Annotated in this window: 17 protein-coding genes and 2 pseudogenes; 4 read left to right on the top strand and 15 right to left on the bottom strand. The window is 69.4% G+C overall.

What is annotated here, in order from left to right; genetic code table 11:
* Positions 1–123: 123 nt before the first annotated feature.
* Both AB0B58_RS41825 and AB0B58_RS41820 read right to left on the bottom strand, forming a co-directional pair.
* Positions 124–966: a MurR/RpiR family transcriptional regulator gene (locus AB0B58_RS41825; protein ID WP_360236822.1), complete on the bottom strand. Its 843-nt coding sequence runs from the start codon at positions 964–966 to the stop codon at positions 124–126.
* A 20-nt stretch (positions 967–986) separates the two neighbouring features.
* Entirely contained in the window at positions 987–2,384 is a 1,398-nt protein-coding gene (locus AB0B58_RS41820) for a hypothetical protein (protein ID WP_360236819.1), read from the bottom strand.
* 135 nt (positions 2,385–2,519) lie between these two features.
* On the opposite strand from AB0B58_RS41820, the gene AB0B58_RS41815 reads away from it, so the two are divergent.
* Positions 2,520–3,737 (top strand): cyanophycinase, encoded by a 1,218-nt coding sequence (locus AB0B58_RS41815; RefSeq protein ID WP_360236816.1) that lies wholly within the window; start codon positions 2,520–2,522, stop codon positions 3,735–3,737.
* A 44-nt stretch (positions 3,738–3,781) separates the two neighbouring features.
* Here AB0B58_RS41815 and AB0B58_RS41810 read toward each other — a convergent pair whose 3' ends face one another.
* The 5 genes and pseudogenes from AB0B58_RS41810 to AB0B58_RS41790 all read right to left on the bottom strand — a co-directional run.
* Positions 3,782–4,957, bottom strand: coding sequence for a M20/M25/M40 family metallo-hydrolase (locus AB0B58_RS41810; RefSeq protein WP_360236813.1), 1,176 nt, complete (start codon positions 4,955–4,957; stop codon positions 3,782–3,784).
* On the bottom strand, positions 4,954–5,718 hold the full coding sequence (locus tag AB0B58_RS41805; RefSeq protein ID WP_360236811.1) for an amino acid ABC transporter ATP-binding protein: 765 nt from the start codon (positions 5,716–5,718) through the stop codon (positions 4,954–4,956). The genes AB0B58_RS41810 and AB0B58_RS41805 overlap by 4 nt, the downstream gene beginning before the upstream one ends.
* Positions 5,715–6,566 (bottom strand): amino acid ABC transporter permease, encoded by an 852-nt coding sequence (locus AB0B58_RS41800; protein ID WP_360236808.1) that lies wholly within the window; start codon positions 6,564–6,566, stop codon positions 5,715–5,717. The genes AB0B58_RS41805 and AB0B58_RS41800 overlap by 4 nt, the downstream gene beginning before the upstream one ends.
* 129 nt (positions 6,567–6,695) lie before the next feature.
* Positions 6,696–7,637, bottom strand: a complete 942-nt coding sequence (locus AB0B58_RS41795) for a transporter substrate-binding domain-containing protein (protein WP_360236805.1) — start codon at positions 7,635–7,637, stop codon at positions 6,696–6,698.
* A gap of 138 nt (positions 7,638–7,775) precedes the next feature.
* Positions 7,776–8,162: pseudogene (locus AB0B58_RS41790) on the bottom strand (GGDEF domain-containing protein); the annotation flags it as partial.
* Positions 8,163–8,846: 684 nt separating this feature from the next.
* On the opposite strand from AB0B58_RS41790, the pseudogene AB0B58_RS41785 reads away from it, so the two are divergent.
* Positions 8,847–9,155: pseudogene (locus AB0B58_RS41785) on the top strand (transposase); the annotation flags it as partial.
* Between the two features lie 54 nt (positions 9,156–9,209).
* On the opposite strand, the gene AB0B58_RS41780 reads toward AB0B58_RS41785, so the two are convergent.
* Complete coding sequence (locus AB0B58_RS41780) at positions 9,210–9,929, bottom strand: IS6 family transposase (RefSeq protein WP_360236803.1); 720 nt, start codon at positions 9,927–9,929, stop codon at positions 9,210–9,212.
* Between AB0B58_RS41780 and AB0B58_RS41775 the strand changes: the two genes are divergently transcribed.
* Positions 9,847–10,320 (top strand): MauE/DoxX family redox-associated membrane protein, encoded by a 474-nt coding sequence (locus tag AB0B58_RS41775; protein WP_360236800.1) that lies wholly within the window; start codon positions 9,847–9,849, stop codon positions 10,318–10,320. The two genes, AB0B58_RS41780 and AB0B58_RS41775, sit on opposite strands and share 83 nt — an antisense overlap.
* Before the next feature lies 1 nt (position 10,321).
* Here the strand turns inward: AB0B58_RS41775 and AB0B58_RS41770 are convergent, their stop codons facing one another.
* From AB0B58_RS41770 to AB0B58_RS41740, 7 genes are all read right to left on the bottom strand, one after another.
* Complete coding sequence (locus AB0B58_RS41770; protein ID WP_360236797.1) at positions 10,322–11,017, bottom strand: hypothetical protein; 696 nt, start codon at positions 11,015–11,017, stop codon at positions 10,322–10,324.
* A complete protein-coding gene (locus AB0B58_RS41765) occupies positions 11,014–11,529 on the bottom strand; it encodes a SigE family RNA polymerase sigma factor (protein WP_360236794.1) in 516 nt (171 codons plus the stop codon). The genes AB0B58_RS41770 and AB0B58_RS41765 overlap by 4 nt, the downstream gene beginning before the upstream one ends.
* A gap of 75 nt (positions 11,530–11,604) precedes the next feature.
* Complete coding sequence (locus AB0B58_RS41760) at positions 11,605–12,147, bottom strand: hypothetical protein (protein WP_360236791.1); 543 nt, start codon at positions 12,145–12,147, stop codon at positions 11,605–11,607.
* Between the two features lie 18 nt (positions 12,148–12,165).
* Positions 12,166–12,318, bottom strand: coding sequence for a hypothetical protein (locus AB0B58_RS41755; protein ID WP_360236788.1), 153 nt, complete (start codon positions 12,316–12,318; stop codon positions 12,166–12,168).
* A gap of 23 nt (positions 12,319–12,341) precedes the next feature.
* A complete protein-coding gene (locus tag AB0B58_RS41750) occupies positions 12,342–12,902 on the bottom strand; it encodes a hypothetical protein (protein WP_360236785.1) in 561 nt (186 codons plus the stop codon).
* Positions 12,892–13,398: a hypothetical protein gene (locus tag AB0B58_RS41745; protein ID WP_360236782.1), complete on the bottom strand. Its 507-nt coding sequence runs from the start codon at positions 13,396–13,398 to the stop codon at positions 12,892–12,894. The genes AB0B58_RS41750 and AB0B58_RS41745 overlap by 11 nt, the downstream gene beginning before the upstream one ends.
* A 12-nt stretch (positions 13,399–13,410) precedes the next feature.
* Entirely contained in the window at positions 13,411–13,857 is a 447-nt protein-coding gene (locus tag AB0B58_RS41740; RefSeq protein WP_360236779.1) for a hypothetical protein, read from the bottom strand.
* 241 nt (positions 13,858–14,098) lie between these two features.
* Between AB0B58_RS41740 and AB0B58_RS41735 the strand changes: the two genes are divergently transcribed.
* Positions 14,099–15,535, top strand: a complete 1,437-nt coding sequence (locus tag AB0B58_RS41735; RefSeq protein ID WP_360236776.1) for an NF041680 family putative transposase — start codon at positions 14,099–14,101, stop codon at positions 15,533–15,535.
* Positions 15,536–15,638 lie beyond the last annotated feature (103 nt).

Genomic DNA, 15,638 nt, shown 5'->3' with positions numbered 1-15,638 from the left:
GAACGCCTTCTCTATCACCTTCGGCGACCGGTTCCCGGCCGCCGAAACCTACTAACCGAAGACGCCGGAAACACCGTTAGCGAGACAGTCCCCCGCGGCAGGCCCCTCCGGTCAAGTAGCTAGCTAAAGGTAGGGCTGGCCGGCGGCTTCGATCGCGGCGAGGCGTTGTCTGACGGCTGGGCCGAGTCGGTCGATGAGTCCGGCGACGAGTGTTTCGAGCACGGCGAGCGCTGGGACGAAGCTGTCGTACAGTGACGGCGAGTCGACCCGGCTGGGAAGTACCACGGTGGCGAGGCCGGCGACGGGGGAGAGCCATCGGTCGGTGCACAGGATGATCCTGGCGCCCTGCTGGGTGACGGCGCGGGCCAGTTCGAGCGTCGGCTGTTCGTACCGGCGGAAGTCGAAGAGGACGAACAGGTCCCGGCGCCCGACGTCGACGAGCGCATCGACGCGTTGCACGGGTCCGGTTGGCAGCATGCGGCTGTTGCCGCGGATCTGCATGAGGTGCAGGACGAGGTACTCGGCGAGCAGGGAGGAGAACCGGCCCCCGTAGGCGGTGACCCGCAGTTGCTGGTCGGCGATGAGCCGCACGGCGCGGTCGACCTCGGCGTCGGGCAGCTCGGCGAGCGTGTCGGCGACGGCGGTCGGCAACACCGCGGCCGCGCGGGCGAGCGAGCCGTCGGCGGGCTCGTCGGGGCTGTAGGCCGACAGCGGTGAGGTTTCGCGTTCGGTGAGTTCGTCGCGCAGTGCGCGCTGGAAGTCGGGGTAGCTGCCGAACCCGAGGCGGGTGAGGAAACGCAGGACGGTGGGGGCGCTGACCTCGGCGCGTTCAGCGAGGGTGGCGACGGTTTCGAGGCCGGCGGTCGGGTAGGCGGCGAGCAGGGCCCGGCCGACCCGGCGCTCGGCTGGGCTGCATTCGCCCAGCCGGGCGCGGATGGTTCCCGCGACACCGAGGGTCTGCGTCATGGGATCAGCGTAGACAACACTCAGGTCGTGGTGAGGGTGCACGTGTAGTCGGCGGTGCCGGTGCCGCTGTAGGCCTCCACGTCTAGGTAGAGCGTGGCGGTACTGGCCCCGGTGTTGGTGTGGGTGACGGTCTCGTCCGTGCCGGTGCCGTCGTTGACCGAGCGGGTCAGCGTGCCGCCGCCGCTGTTGAGCAGGTAGACGTCGGCGTCGTAGGCGCTGGGCACGGCGCAGTCGGCGGTGAGTGTGCGGCCGGCGGCGAGGGCGAGCTTGTAGTAGTCGCGGTCGCGGCTGGTGGCCATGTCACCGGCGACGGTCGCGGGGACCGTGGCGGTGTTGGCGGCGCTGCGGCTGTTGTTGGGTTCGGTCTCGGTGATCGAGGGCGGGGATCCGTCCCCGCCGCTGCAGTCGGTGACCGGGGTGCCGTTGTACAGGTTGGCGCTTGGTGTGCCGTTGGTGACGCTTCTGAGGTAGTAGCCGCAGGTGGGGCGGTTCTTGAAGTCGAAGGTGCCGCCCGGGGTGATCCGCCAGATCTTGTAGCCGGAGTAGGTGAGGGACTGGCCTGGTGCGACGCGTTCGGGGGTGTGGTCGCCGAGCACGATGTAGGCGTTCTGCCCGGACAGGGTGGCGAGGCCGTTGCGGTCGATGACGAACGAGCCGCCCTCCTCGATGCCGATTCCCCAGGACTTCCCCGCGGTGGTGTGCCCGTCGGCGATGGCGCGGGCGACGAAGGCCATGGTGCGGCCCATCCGGTCGCGGGCGACGAAGTGTGAGTCGTTGATGGTGTTGAGGTAGTTCGGCCAGCCGAACATGCCGGTGGTGAATGTCATGGCGGCGCTGTAGGGGTTGGCCAGCGCCGTCGCGGAGGTGGCGCTGCCGCCGCAGGCGTCGTAGACGATGTCGCTGTTGAGGTGGAGGCCGGCGCTGCCGCCGCCGCTACCGCCGCCCTTGGCGACCACCGATTCGACGGACGCCTCCAGCCCGGTGCCCTTCCACCCCGCGTAGCGGCATTGGTCCCCGCCGGCGAAGTAGACGAATTCGGCGTTGCGGATGTCGGTGTTGACCTGGGCGTTGTTGCCGTCGGTCGCGGTGGTGAGGGTGAGCGTGGTGCAGGAGTTGACGCCCGAGAGGCCCATGACGACGTCGCATTCGGGTGTGGTGGAACCGGATCCGGCGATGACGACGACGTCGAGGGTGCCGGTGCCGCCGCGGACGGCGGTGAGAGCGCTGGTCATGGTGGCCGGCTCGACCGCGCCGGACCCGTTCATCACGTACGCCGGGCCTGCCCAACCGCTGCGGGAGACGTCGGCGGCGCTACCCTGCCGGACCCGGGTGACCGAGGCGTGTGCGGAGGTGGCGATGAGTGGCACAAAGAGGGTGGTGGCCAGCAGTGCGGCCGAGCAGAGCCGGGCGAGATGCATGACGCCTCCGGAGGTTTGAAACTCACGTTACAGAATTGCGTGGACTGGTGAAAGGTGTGCTTGCTGTTACATCGACGGTGGCCGTAGGGTGATGGCGCACGGTCCGCCCTCTCTCGGTTCGTCAGAGGAGCAGCCATGCCCAGGAAACGTTTGCCGGCCGCGTTGGCCGGCGTCTGCATCGCGATCGCGTTCGCGGCGTCACCGGCGTCCGGTCACCATCCGCAGGACGGTGGCGGCAGCCTGGTCCTCGTCGGTGGCGGTCTGTCCGACGGCAACGCGGCGGTCTACGACGACATCGTCCGCCTGGCCGGCGGCCCCGGCCGCGCCCGGATCGGCATCGTCACCGCGGCGTCCTCGACGCCGGCCGAGGATCCCGACGCCGGCACCCCGGACTGCAACAACAGCGTTTGCAACGGCGACTACTACGCGGCGCTGTTCGAGCGGTACGGCGCGCACGCCGAATGGATCCCGATCGATCTCGATCACGTGACCGCGGCCGACGACCCGGCGGTCGTGGCGCAGGTGCGGGGGCTGACCGGGTTCTTCTTCGGTGGCGGCGATCAGTACCGGTATGTGACGACCATGCGGCGCGCCGGTGGCACAGATTCGGCGGTGCTCGCCGCGATCCGGGCTCGGCTACGTGCCGGTGCGGTGGTCGCGGGCACCAGCGCCGGGGCGCAGATCCAGGCCGGCGCGGACATGCTCACCGGCGGTGAGTCCTATGAAGGTCTTCGCGACGGCAGCGCACCCGGCTACTTCGACGACGCCGGCGTGCTGGGCTACCTGCCGCAGGGTGGCTTCGGCTTCTTCCGGGCCGGGCTGCTCGACACCCACTTCTCCACCCGCGGCCGGCAGGGCCGCTCGATCCGGCTGGCCGCGGACACGCACCACGACCGGGTGTTCGGGCTGGACCAGGACACGGCCCTCGAGGTCACCGGCGTGGGCACCCGGCGGGAGTCCATGCGGGTGGTCGGGGCGAGCGGCGTGCACGTGTTCGACCTGCGGTCGGCGCGGGTGGACCGGCGTGCGGCCGGGTGGTCGATCCGGGACGTGCGGTGGGCCCGGTTGACCGACGGCGACGCCTACGATGCCCGCCGCTGGCGGCTGTCCACCACGAAACCCCGCTTCCACGGTACGGGTGGATGCCCGGTGTCCCCGTCCGATGACGTGTTCGGCACAGACGTACTGCCAACGCTCGCCCTCGGACTGGTCGACGGGTGCCGCCGGGTGTCGGGTCGTACGCACGAGACGGACCCGGCCTTCACCGTCGCGTTGACCAGGGGTCCGGGCTTCACCGGGTTCCGGTCCGGCGACGCCGTCACGTTCACCGGGGTGCTCGTCCGGATCCGCTGACCACCATGAAGGGGCCCCGGCGAAGGGGCCCCTTCTCGGCGGTCCTACGCCTCGACCTCGACGCAGTCCTGGGCCGCGGCGTCGACCAGGCCGGCGAGCAGGGCGACCCGGTCCGGCACCGACGTCAGGTCGAGCCACTCATCGGTGCTGTGGTCGTTGCCGCCTATCGGACCCAGTCCGTCCAGCACGGCGAGACCGGCCGCGGCGAACAGGTTGGCGTCCGCGCAGCCGCCGGTGGCCGCGTCTTGGACCTCGACGCCGATCCCGGCCCCGACCTTGGCTGCCAGTTCTACCAGCCGCCGGGTCGCGGCCGAGCGTTCCCAGGGTGGCGTCGGCGCGTGCAACGACAGCTCCGCCGCAACACCATCCACATAGGATTCCTGGCTCAGCGCGTCGATGGCGGCGAGGGCCTCGTCGAACGCGTCGGTCCGATCGGCGCGCACGTCCACGACGAGACGGGCCTGGTCCGCCACCACGTTGGCACGTTGCCCGGCCTGCAGGACGCCGACGTTCACGGTCACCGACGGCCAACGCCCGTTCAGCTCCTGCAGTGCGATGGTGAGCCTGGCGGCCGCCAGGGCGGCGTTGGCGCCGCGCTCCGGCTCGATCCCGGCGTGCGCCGCACGGCCGCGCAGCACCAGCTCGATGTCGGCGACGCCTTTGCGGGCGGAGACCAGATCGCCGTTCTCCCGGGCGCATTCCAGGCACAACGCCACGTCGGCGCTGGCTGCGAGCCGGCCGAGCAGTGCCCGGCTGCCGATCGATCCGATCTCCTCGTCCGGCGTGGCGACCAGGATGAGCTCCCCGAACGCGGTGCGGCCGTTGTCGAGCAACGTCTCGACCGCGCACAGCCCGGCCAGGACGCCACCCTTGTCGTCGCAGACCCCAGGCCCCAGCGCCCGGGCGCCGTCGACCCGGAACGGGCGGGCGGCGGCGGTCCCCGCAGTGAAGACGGTGTCGAGATGCCCGGCGAGCAGGATTCGCTTGCTGCCCGTGCCGCGGATCCGGGCGACGACCGCGTCGCCGAGCGGGGCCGCGGCGGCGTCGTGCACCGGCACCAGGTGCGTCGACAGCCCGGCAAGGGTGCACCAGCCGGCCAGGACGTTCGCCGCCTCGCGCAGTCCGACCAGGTCACGGGAGCCGGAGTCAATGCCGACGAGCCGGCCGAGACGCTCCACGTAGGAAGGGGTGCGCGCCTCGGCGGCGTCGCGGATGCTCACAGGACCTTCGACAGGAACGCGCGGGTGCGTTCGTGCCGGGGGTTGACGAGCACCTCGCCCGGGCTGCCGGCCTCCAAGACGAGCCCGTCGTCGAGGAACGCGACAGTGTCTGCCACCTCCCTGGCGAAGCCCATCTCGTGGGTGACCACCACCATTGTCATGCCGTCGGCGGCGAGGCCGCGCATGACGGCCAGAACGTCGCCGACGAGCTCCGGGTCCAGCGCGGACGTCGGCTCGTCGAAGAGCATGAGTTTAGGGCGCATGGCCAGGGCACGCGCGATCGCGACCCGTTGCTGCTGCCCACCGGACAGCTGGGCTGGGAACGCGTCGGCCTTGTCCGCGAGGCCGACCCGTTGCAGTAGTGCCACGGCCCGTTCGCGGACCTCGTCGGCCGGCTCACGCAACACGCGCAGTGGCGCCTCAGTGATGTTCTGCAGCGCGGTCAGGTGCGGGAACAGGTTGAACCGCTGGAAGACCATGCCGATCTCGCGCCGCCGGGCGGCCACCTCGCGGGGGCGAAGCTCGAACAGGCGGTCGCCGCGCTGCACGTACCCCACTAAAGCACCGTCGACGCGGAGGCTGCCGCCGTCGACCGTCTCCAGATGGTTGATGCAGCGCAGGAGGGTGGACTTGCCGGACCCGGACGGGCCGAGCAGGCAGCACACCTCGCCCGGCGCGACCAGCAGGTCGACCCCGCGCAGGACCTCATGACCGCCGAAGCGCTTACGCACGCCCTCGGCCGCGACCATGGGCACGCTCATCGCAGACCACCTCTCGGTACGGCGAAGCCGCGGCCGAACCGCCGCTCCACGAAGAACTGGACCACCGACAGCACACTGACCAATGCCAGGTACCACAGCGCCGCCACCGCGAGCAGCGGGATCACCTTGTAGTTGGTGCCGTAGACACCCTGCACGACGGTCATGAGGTCGTGCCCGGCGATCACCGAGACCAACGCCGTGGACTTGAGCATGGTGATGGTCTCGTTGCCCATCGGCGGGATGATCACCCGCATCGCCTGCGGCAGCACGATCCGGCGCATCGTCAGCGCCGGGCTCATGCCCAGCGCGTGCGCCGCCTCGGTCTGGCCCCGGTCCACGGAGAGGATGCCGCCGCGCACGATCTCCGCCGCGTAGGCCATCTCGTTGAGCGACAGCGCCAGAATCGCCGCCGTCGTGCCGGACACGACGACGCTCGTCGGCTGGTCGAACAGCGTCCCGGCGAACGGCACCGAGACGGTGATCCGGGGGAACAGCGCGCCGAGGAAACCCCAGAAGATGATCTGCACCAGCAACGGGGTGCCGCGGAAAAACCAGATGAACGCCCAGGCGCCGCCGCGCAGCACCGGGTTCGCGGACAGGCGCAGCACGGCGAGCACGACGGCGCCGGCGGTGCCGAGCACCATCGCGACGCCGGTCAGCAGCAGCGTCACGCCGACGCCGCGCAGCACGTAGTCCTTGAACAGGTACGTGCCGATCGCCGCCGGGTCGAGGTTGGGGCTGTCCAGCAACGCCCTAAAGAACAGCACGACGATCAGGACCAGCGCGGCGGCACCGGCCCACCGGCCGTAGTGGCGCACCGGCACGGCACGCACACTGGTGGTATTCATGGCCTCAGTTCCTTCGTCACGGAATATGGCGCGATCGCCGGGTGCCGGCAGCGGTCCGCCCTCTCAGCAGACGGTGCGGCACCCGGCGATCGCGGGTCGGGGAAGTCGCGGGGTAACGGCGACCAGCGGTCAGTCGATGGCCTTGTCGACGGTGATCTGCGTGAGCGCGATCGGCTGCTGTTTCCAGTGCTCCAGGACCTTGCCGTACGTGCCGTCGTCCACGAGCGACTGCAGCGCCGCCCGGTACGCCTCGGCGAGATCCTTGCGAGACTTGAGGAAGCCGAAGCCGTTGGGGCTGGCCAGCCAGCCGTTCGGCGCGGCCGGGTCCTCGATCAGCTCGGCCTTGCCGGTCAGGGAGCCCGCGGTGTCGACCAGGTTGACCTTGGTGGCGGCGACCGCGTCGACGTTGCCGGCGAGCAGTGCCTGCACCGCCTGCGGGTTCTCCGGATACTCCCGCACCGCGATGGCGCTGCTCCCGCAGCTGTCCTTGCTGTACGCCGCCAGGTGCTTGGCCTGGTTGCTGGCCTTCTGCACGGCGACCTTCTTGCCGCACAGCTCCGCGACGGTCCTCACCCCGCCCGGGTTGCCGGCCCGGACCAGGAACCCGGTGCCGGACGCCGAGTAGTCGACGAACGTCGCGACCTGCTGACGCTCCTTCTTGTCGGTGACACCGCCGGCGATCGCGTCGTACTTCGCCGCCTGCAGGCCCGGCACGAGACCGTCGAACGGCTGCTGCGAGAACTTCGCGGTGATGCCGAGCCGCGCGGATGCCGCCGTGAACAGGTCGTAGTCCAGACCCTTGAACGCGTCGGTCTTGCCCTCGGCCAGAAAGTCGATGAACGGCTCGTACGGGGCGTTGGTCGCGACGATGACGCTGCCCTTGTCGCGGACGTCCTTGGGCAGCTTCGCGGCGACCTTCGCATCGGTCGTCACCGTGCCCGCCCCCTCGACGGTCACGCTGACCGCCTTCGGCGCGGCATCGGCGGATCCGCTGTCGGATGCGCCGCAGCCGGCGGCGGACAGTGCCAGAGCTGCCGTCACCGCCGCAGCGGCCAGAAACCTGGTGCGCATGTGGATGCCCTCCCGGAGTAGTGATCCCCGAGAATGTAACCTGCGTTACGGAAGTTGTGAAGTTACAGCTCAATGTAATCCGCGCCGTGCGAGGATCCGCGGCCCCCGCTACCCGCGGCCCCCGCTACCCGCGGTAAGTCAGTCCGCGCTTCGATCGCGGTACGCGCGAGGGTGGTGCTCGCGCGCTGTGCCCGCGACGACGCGGTTACGCCCGGCGCGTTTCGCGGCGTAGAGGTTGCGGTCGGCGGTGGACAGCGCCGCGGACTGGCTGCGCGGCGCTGTCTCGCTCACGGTGGCAACACCGATGCTGATCGTTACGGGCAGCTCTCCGGTGACGTCCTGCCAGCCGTAAGTGCTGATGGCCCGCCGGATTGCGTCGAGCTGCCCGGTGGCTGCGGCGAGCTGGGTAGCGGGTAGCACCAGGAGGAATTCCTCGCCGCCGAGGCGGGCTACGAATCCTTCAGGGGCGACCGCGGCCAGTCCGGCCTGCAGCAGTCGGGCGACCTGGACCAGCACCTGGTCGCCGGTGTCGTGGGACGTCTGACCCGCGTCACCGCAGGCGCCAGCTGATACTCATCCATCGGTGTGAGCCGTCCCCTGCCGGCACGAGGCACCATCGGCGGCAGCGTCGCCCAACCCGACGGCACCGGCATGTAGAACGGATGTCACGGACACGCCGCCGCCAGAGTACGGGCCGCCGGTCACGCCCAGCCGGCCACGACCCGCGGAGTCAGGCGTGGTAGAGCCCGTTCGGCCGGCGCCGACCATGGCCGACCGCTACCTGCCGCGCTCATGGTCGAATGGCGAGTCGGCACCAGCCTGGCATCACGGCAAGGGTGTACAACGAACGGCTCTGTCGCAGTTTCGGTGGTGACGCATCGTGATGTCAGCCGAGGAGGATGTGGTGGCGGAGAGGGATGAAGCTGGCACGTCCATACATCCGGCGTTTCAGGTCGTGGAGACCTTCTGTACCCGTCCGGTGCCCGGAACTGGGCGATGTGAGTGCACGGCAACGACCAGCCGCATCTCCCGAATGCAATCGGATCTACACCGAGTTCGGTAGTCGAGGCGTGCCACGCTAGACGATGGCCGAGGCGGCGTGGACCCCCGCACGCGTGCGGCAGCCCTCGCGATTCGTCGAGCTGGCCCTAGTACTGCAACGGCACTCGGTAGGCGGAACGTATCGATGATCGGTTCGTTGAGCTGTTTGTGGCGGCGGTTGATGTTGGTCGATGGTCTGCGGAGTTGGACCGGTTGCATGCCCGGATCTCGGGGCGGTTCACCCGTTCGGAGCCGCGGCGGCGGGCGCGGCAGTATCTGGCCGGGCTGGTCGCGGGTTTGGACCGTACGAACGGTTGGACTCTGGCTGAGCAGGCCGGCGAGGTGTCGCCGGACGGGATGCAACGGTTGCTGCGGTGGGCGGACTGGGACATCGACGCGGTGCGTGACGATCTGCGGGACTATGTGTTCGAGCATCTGGGCGACCCGGATGGCGTGCTGATCATTGACGATACGGGCGGCTCCGTTGCGTTATCTGTTCGGCATGCGCGAGGAGTGCTCGGCCGCCGTTGGTCAGATGGCTCGAGCGAGTTCGGTGAACGCGGCGACGAGTCTGGTGGCCGGCGGAGTGTCGAGTGCGATGTCATAGTGGCCGCGTCGCAGATTCTGCACGAAGGCGTGCCCGGCGATGACCACCTGGGCTGTCCGATCGGTTTGGAGTCCACGCATCGGTCGCAGTCGGCGCTTTAGCTGGCCGTGATCGGCTTCGATCGGATTGTTCTCGTACTGCTCGACGTGGTGCCATGCCGCCGGGAGCAGTTCTTCGAGCACGGCGGGGTAGACCGGTGCGGCGTCGGTGACCACCTCGCTCGGCGTCACCTTCAGCGTCCGCAGCGCCCGGGTGAAGAACCGGCGGGCGGCTGCGGCGTTTCGGCGGGCCGAGAACAGCACGTCGATGACCTGACCGTGCTGGTCGATCGCCCGGTAGACATAGCGCCATACGCCGTTGACTTTGACGTAGGTCTCGTCGACGTACCATCGGTCGCCGGGGGAGTGGCGGGCATTCCGGGCGGCGTCGGCAAGCAGCGGGGTGAACCGCTGCACCCAGCGGTAGATCGTGACGTGGTCGACCTCGATCCCGCGTTCGGCGAGTAGCTCTTCGACATCGCGGTAGGAGAGCCCGTAACGCAGGCACCACCGGACCGCCACGATGATCACCTCGGCCGGGAACCGGAACCCTGCGAACGCCGATGGGGGAGGCGCCCAGCGACGAGTCCGCGCAGCATGCTTCACCGGTCAAGCCTGCCTTGAACTGCCGATGGGCCAACGCAACAGAGCCGTTGCGGGGTGGCTGGCGAGGTATTCGCTGCCGATGGTCGCGGTCGCTGCGGTCTACGCGGCGTTCGGCGTATACACCGCCGTGCTGCGCGTCCGGCGGCCCGGCGTGCCGTGTGGATGCTTCGGTGGCAGCGGCGCCGTTTCCTGGGGCGTCGTCGCGCGGGCGTGGGCGTTCTGCATCAGCGCCGCTGTGGCGGCGCCTGCACTGGGTGCAGACGCCGCCGCGGGGGAGCGGTTGGCCGTGGGATGCGCGGCGATACTGGTCGCGCTGATCGCCTGGCTGGTCCCGCAGCTCGCCGGCCTCGCCAGGCCCGTCCGGGCCGGTAGCGGCGTCCGGCGCGGATGAATCAGGTGCCGGCAACGGTCGCGACGGTCACTGCCCGGACGAGGGTGAGTCGAGCGGCGGCGTCGGGGCCGGATGCCGCGAGGTGCCAGCGCCGACCCGTGGGCGTGTTCACGCTGAGGTAGGTCGTGTCGGTGACGTCGTCGACGGTGAGCAGGGCATGTGCGCCACCCAGAGAGCCGAGCCAGTCCTGCTCATCGGGCATTCCGGGCAGGCCCGGGTGGTCCTCGGCGTCGGCGACGACGGCAAGCCGGATCTCCGTGCCCTGGTCCACCGGCACGGTGAGCACCGCCCGGTCGCCGGTCTGCGGTAGTACCACGGCCGGTGGCCGGGCGAGCGCGGCGCCGGCGTCCACGAGCTTCGCCTCGGCGGGAAGGCCGCGCACCACCGCGTCGCCGAGCTGCACGCTGTCCGCCCGGATCCGCTTCGCGGCCACCGTGGGCGACGCCACCACGGCCGAGGTCGCCGGCGCCGGACCGGCCGACTGGACCTGGCTCGGTCCCGGGCCGAAGACGTTGAGCATGCCGACTCCCGCGGTGGCCACCAGCGCCAGCCCGCACACCGCGGCCGCCGCCGTGACGGCGGTCCGGCGCGAACGGCGCCGCCTCAGCGTCGTGCTGAGACGATCCGCGTCGACCTGTAGTTCGTAGCGGCCGCCCCGGAACTCGGCGGCGAGCAGCTCTTCCAGCTTTTCCGTCATGACGTCTCCTGAAGGTCCGCCCGGTCCTGCGACCGCGGCTCCTCGATCCGAAGATTGCGGCGCAGGCTCTGCAGCGCGCGATGCCGCAGGGAACGGACGGTGGCGGGCCGGCGGTGCAGCAACTGAGCGATCTCCTCGTCCTCGGCCCCGTCGAGGAAACCGAGGACGAGGACCGTCCGCTGCAGCGGTGACAGGGTGGCGAGCGCCCGGCGGAGTTCGTCGCGGTGCTCCACACCCTCCAGTGCCACATCCTTGACGCCGAGAGCGTCGCTGACCGGCACCGACGGCCGCCGACGACGCCACCGGCTCACGTTGGTCCGCGCCATGATGGTCCTGACGTAACCGACCGGGTTGCCGTCCTGCCGGATCCGCGGCCAGGCGCCCATGGCCTTGACCAGAGAGTCCTGCAGCAGATCCTCGGCCGCATGCCGATCGCCGGCGAGCACGTAGGCGTAGCGAGCCAGACCGGGCAGCGCCTGCCGCAAGAACTCGTCGAACGTCGTGTCCGTCATGTCACCTCCGTTGTTTCCCGCCCTCTAGTACGCCGGAGCCGGAGCGTCTGTTGCAGGCGCCAGAGAAATGTCGCGTCAGCTCATCACCAACCAGAGTCCTGTGGCGAACGCCACCATCAGAATGGTCTTGATCTGCCGCTCGTACAGCGAGAACTCGAGGTCCCAGGAGTTGTCGTCACTGAACCGCAGGTTGGACGACGTCATGAGGGAGCGACCGAGCCCGAAACCCACGCCCGCGACCAGCGCGGCGACCGGCGACGCGAGCAGGGCGACAGCCGGCAGCAGGACATACGGCAGGCCGCTGGTGACGTAAGTACGCAGGCCGGTCCCCATCTCGAGGCCGAACTGCAGCGGACCGAAGAACCGTCCGTGCCGGAACACGGTCTCGGGCACCAGACGGGCGTTCTGCGGCAGCCCGAAGGAGACGACGCCGAACTCCCGTACAGCGATGACGCCGAACCAGCACACCAGCAGCACGATCCACACCACCGGCGGCGCCGCCAGCCGGACAAGGGAACCGAGCACGAGAGCGCCGAGCGCGGTGGCCAGTGCACCGAGCACCTGCCCCAGGCAGAAGGCTAACTGCGGAGAACCTCGCCAGACCGGCGAGTTCAGCACGAAGGCCGAGTTGCGGCTTCAAGTGGAGCCGCTGACCGCGAAGCCCCCTGCCGCACCGGCGACCAGCCACCCGATCAACGAGGCCGCGGAGACGGCGCCCAGGTGAAGCAGGACACCGCTCGCCGCCACGGCACCGATCAGCACCGTGGCGGCGAGCGGGTGCCACAGCAAGCGCTGCGGCGTAGCGACGGCCATCAGACCGGGGCGCGACAGATCGTCAGGTACGTCCGTGTCGATCCGCCGCCCGACACCCGAGTGTTACCGTCCGAGCAGCGCCAGGTCCTGCCGCCGACACGCCATTTCCACGCGTTCTTCGTGGACGAGGAACCGCAGGCCGTCGAGATCGGCGTGTAGGTATAGGTGATCGGGGCGTCTCGCACAGTGCCCTTCTTGTGCCATCCCGAGGTGCAGTACATGCTGCCCATGAAGTCACCGCCGAAGCAGGCGGCCGGCTCGTTCTGGTATGCCCCGCCGGTGTCCCGCTGCTCGGTGTATCCGCTCGGATAGGCGTCGCGGCAGTCCGTGCGGTCCCAACCGCGTAGCCCGTTGGGGCCGTTCTCCGCCCGCGCCGCCCGCTGACCGGCCACCGGGGACCAGCTCAACGCCGTGGCACCGAGTGTCAGGCCGGACAGGCCGACGCCACGCAGGACCGTACGGCGCCGGGTGGACGCCTTGCCCAGGCCGCTCAGCGCCCGGGTCGGTTCGGTGACGCTCGAGGTCTCGGTATCGGGAATCTGTTCCACATCAAGCGGCATCGGCCCGCCCTCTCTGCTCGGTTCGATCCGACATGCCCCAGGAACGGAGCACCGGAATGACGTCATGCTCGTTGGCCGGCAGGTGCAGACGTTCCACTCGCCCGCCAGCGCCGACCTGCAGCAGGATCGGAGTGCTCAGGTGCGCGATCGCCGACCATGCCCGCTCGTCGCGCACCACCCGAAGATCACCGCTCAGCCCGCTCCACTGCTCCTCGGGTTCGAAGGTCAGCAGGACGGCCGTGCCCTGTAGTCCGGAGGTCACGGAGGCGACCCGCTGCACGACGGCGATGCACAACGGGCAGCCGCTGTCGACCGCGAGCACCAGACCACCCCGGCCGCCGGTCACGGTCGCGGGGAGCACGATGTCGACGCGCTCACCGGACGCGGCCGCAGCGTCGACCTGGGCCCGTAGCAGCCGGACCTCGCGCAGGACGGCGCCGAGGCCGAGGAACAGCACGACGATCGCGACCCAGGTGAGAAGCAGGAGCGCCCACACGGGAGACACCGACTACCGTCCGGACCACTCGACGTTGATGCCGTCGAGCCAGCCGAGCAGTTCCGCCTCCGACACACCCTCCGACGCGTCGAGGTGCACCTCGGCGACGCCCTTGGGGAAACCCATGGTGAACGCATAGTTCTCGATGCTGGGAGCGGCCGCCTCAGTGCCCGGCAGCTGGGTGCGCCAGACCTCCCCGGAGGCGGTTCTCGTGCCGCGCGTCTTCGGCAGCAGGTCACTACCCCGGTCGACGGACGGGACATTGACCGACCCTCGATTCTCGACCGTGGCGAGCACGTGCTCGCTCGCCACGGTCAGCAGCGTCGACTGCTTCGGCGTGACCCGCATTCCCTCCGGCTGATCGTCGATGTCGAGCGCCGAGAACAGTCCCGTGAGATTGACATCGGTGGGCGCCGGCCCGGAGAACACCGTCATCAGCTCGTGGTGGTCCGGGCTCATCGATCGAGAACCCGGCCTGTTCAAGCACTGGGCGTGGAGCCGCGACTTCCTGTGGGTTCGATGAGAAGAGCGGAATGACGGGAGACTGTCACGTTCCGTTCCGAGGGAGCCCGGGGGTGCGATTCCCCCGGGCCACCCGACCCTGGGGCGGATCGTGGTGAGACCTGGTTGAACATGGGAACAGCCCTTGGTTGATGATCTTCTTGTCGAGGGAAGAACATCAATACCAAGGGCTGTCTCGTTGAATAGTGTGCCTGATGGGTGTCGGTCGGATGTGTTCGGGGAGTTGGGCCGGTTCCGGGGTGAGTTGCATCGGTGTCTGACCGGCCGTGCGGACGCGTTGTTCGAGTTGACCGATGCGCTGTTGTGTACCGACGGGCCGGTGAAGTCGTTGGTGGGGTTGAGTTTGGCGCCGGAACACCGGCGTGGCCACGGAGCGATGTATGACGCGTTGAATCAGGGCCGGATCGACGTTGATCGGCTGCAGGCCGCGGTGGTCGGGTTGTCGTTGCCGCGGGCTGGTGACGGCCGGTTGATGTTGGCGGTGGATGTCAGTGCGTGGCTGCGGCCGGACGCGGCGACGAGCCCGGATCGGTTGTTCTGTCACGTGTATGGCCGTGGCCGCCACAAAGATCAGTTCATTCCGGGGTGGCCGTACTCGTTCGTCGCCGTGTTGGAGCCGGGCCGTACGTCGTGGACGGCGATCCTGGACGCGGTGCGGTTGGGCCGTGGCGATGACGTCGCGCAGGTGACCGCGGTGCAGGTGCGCCAGGTGGTGCAGCGGCTGGTCACGGCTGGTCAGTGGGAACCGGGCGATCCGGACGTGTTGGTCGTGTTCGACTCGGGTTACGACCTGGCCCGGTTGGCGTTCCTGCTCGCGGACCTGCCGGTGGAGGTGTTGGGTCGGCTGCGCTCGGACCGGGTGTTCCGGTTACCGGCACCGCCGCGTGTGGTGGGGACGATCGGCCGGCCGGTCAAGCACGGTGGTGAGTTCCACTTCGCTGACCCCGGCACGTGGCCGGATCCGGGCGTGGTCACGCTCACCGATACCAGCCGCTACGGCAGAGCGTCCGCGACGGCCTGGGACCGGTTGCATCCGCGGCTGACGCGCCGGGCGGCCTGGCTGGAGTATGACGGTGATCTGCCGGTGCTGGAAGGCACTCTGATCCGTCTCGTCGTGGATCATCTGCCGGGTGACGGTGATCCGAAACCGTTGTGGTTGTGGTCTTCGCGCACGAACGCTTCACCGTCGCAGGTGGATTCTTTGTGGCAGACGTTCCTGCGCAGGTTCGACCTTGAACACACGTTCCGGTTCTTCAAGCAGACCCTCGGCTGGACCGCGCCGAGGCTCCGCGACCCGCACGCGGCGGACCGGTGGACGTGGATCGTGATCGCCGCCTACACCCAACTGCGTCTGGCCCGGCACCTCGCCCAAGACCTCCGCCGGCCGTGGGAGCGTCCCGCCCTTGAGGGCCGGCTCACCCCGGCACGGGTGCGTCGCGGGTTTCGGAACCTACGCGCGAAGACCACCCGACCAGCCGGTGCACCGAAACCCACCAATGCGGGTCCCGGACGTCCTCCAGGCTCGAAGAACCGTCGGCCCGCCACCCGCCATGACGTCGGCAAAACCACCAAACGGGCGCTCAGCCTCGAAGAACGCAAAAGACACCCAGGTTAAAGAACAAGCTTAGGGCGTGTCTCATTTGGATGGTCATGGATCTGCGGCATGATCTCTGATTCGTGATCGAAGACATGGTCCGTACCTGGGCGCCGGACGACCT

Origin of the sequence: Actinoplanes sp. NPDC049118 (assembly GCF_040648555.1) — a bacterium.
Taxonomy (GTDB): Bacteria; Actinomycetota; Actinomycetes; order Mycobacteriales; family Micromonosporaceae; genus Actinoplanes.
This window is presented reverse-complemented; position numbering and strand designations above follow the sequence as displayed.

Excerpts from the sequence above, each read along its gene's own strand:
- AB0B58_RS41750 (WP_360236785.1), bottom strand. The coding sequence starts at position 12,902 with ATGCCGCTTGATGTGGAACAGATTCCCGATACCGAGACCTCGAGCGTC.
- AB0B58_RS41820 (WP_360236819.1), bottom strand. The coding sequence starts at position 2,384 with ATGCATCTCGCCCGGCTCTGCTCGGCCGCACTGCTGGCCACCACCCTC.
- AB0B58_RS41740 (WP_360236779.1), bottom strand. The coding sequence starts at position 13,857 with ATGAGCCCGGACCACCACGAGCTGATGACGGTGTTCTCCGGGCCGGCG.
- AB0B58_RS41765 (WP_360236794.1), bottom strand. The coding sequence starts at position 11,529 with ATGACGGACACGACGTTCGACGAGTTCTTGCGGCAGGCGCTGCCCGGT.
- AB0B58_RS41775 (WP_360236800.1), top strand. The coding sequence starts at position 9,847 with ATGATCACCTCGGCCGGGAACCGGAACCCTGCGAACGCCGATGGGGGA.
- AB0B58_RS41800 (WP_360236808.1), bottom strand. The coding sequence starts at position 6,566 with ATGAATACCACCAGTGTGCGTGCCGTGCCGGTGCGCCACTACGGCCGG.
- AB0B58_RS41795 (WP_360236805.1), bottom strand. The coding sequence starts at position 7,637 with ATGCGCACCAGGTTTCTGGCCGCTGCGGCGGTGACGGCAGCTCTGGCA.
- AB0B58_RS41815 (WP_360236816.1), top strand. The coding sequence starts at position 2,520 with ATGCCCAGGAAACGTTTGCCGGCCGCGTTGGCCGGCGTCTGCATCGCG.
- AB0B58_RS41770 (WP_360236797.1), bottom strand. The coding sequence starts at position 11,017 with ATGACGGAAAAGCTGGAAGAGCTGCTCGCCGCCGAGTTCCGGGGCGGC.
- AB0B58_RS41805 (WP_360236811.1), bottom strand. The coding sequence starts at position 5,718 with ATGAGCGTGCCCATGGTCGCGGCCGAGGGCGTGCGTAAGCGCTTCGGC.
- AB0B58_RS41825 (WP_360236822.1), bottom strand. The coding sequence starts at position 966 with ATGACGCAGACCCTCGGTGTCGCGGGAACCATCCGCGCCCGGCTGGGC.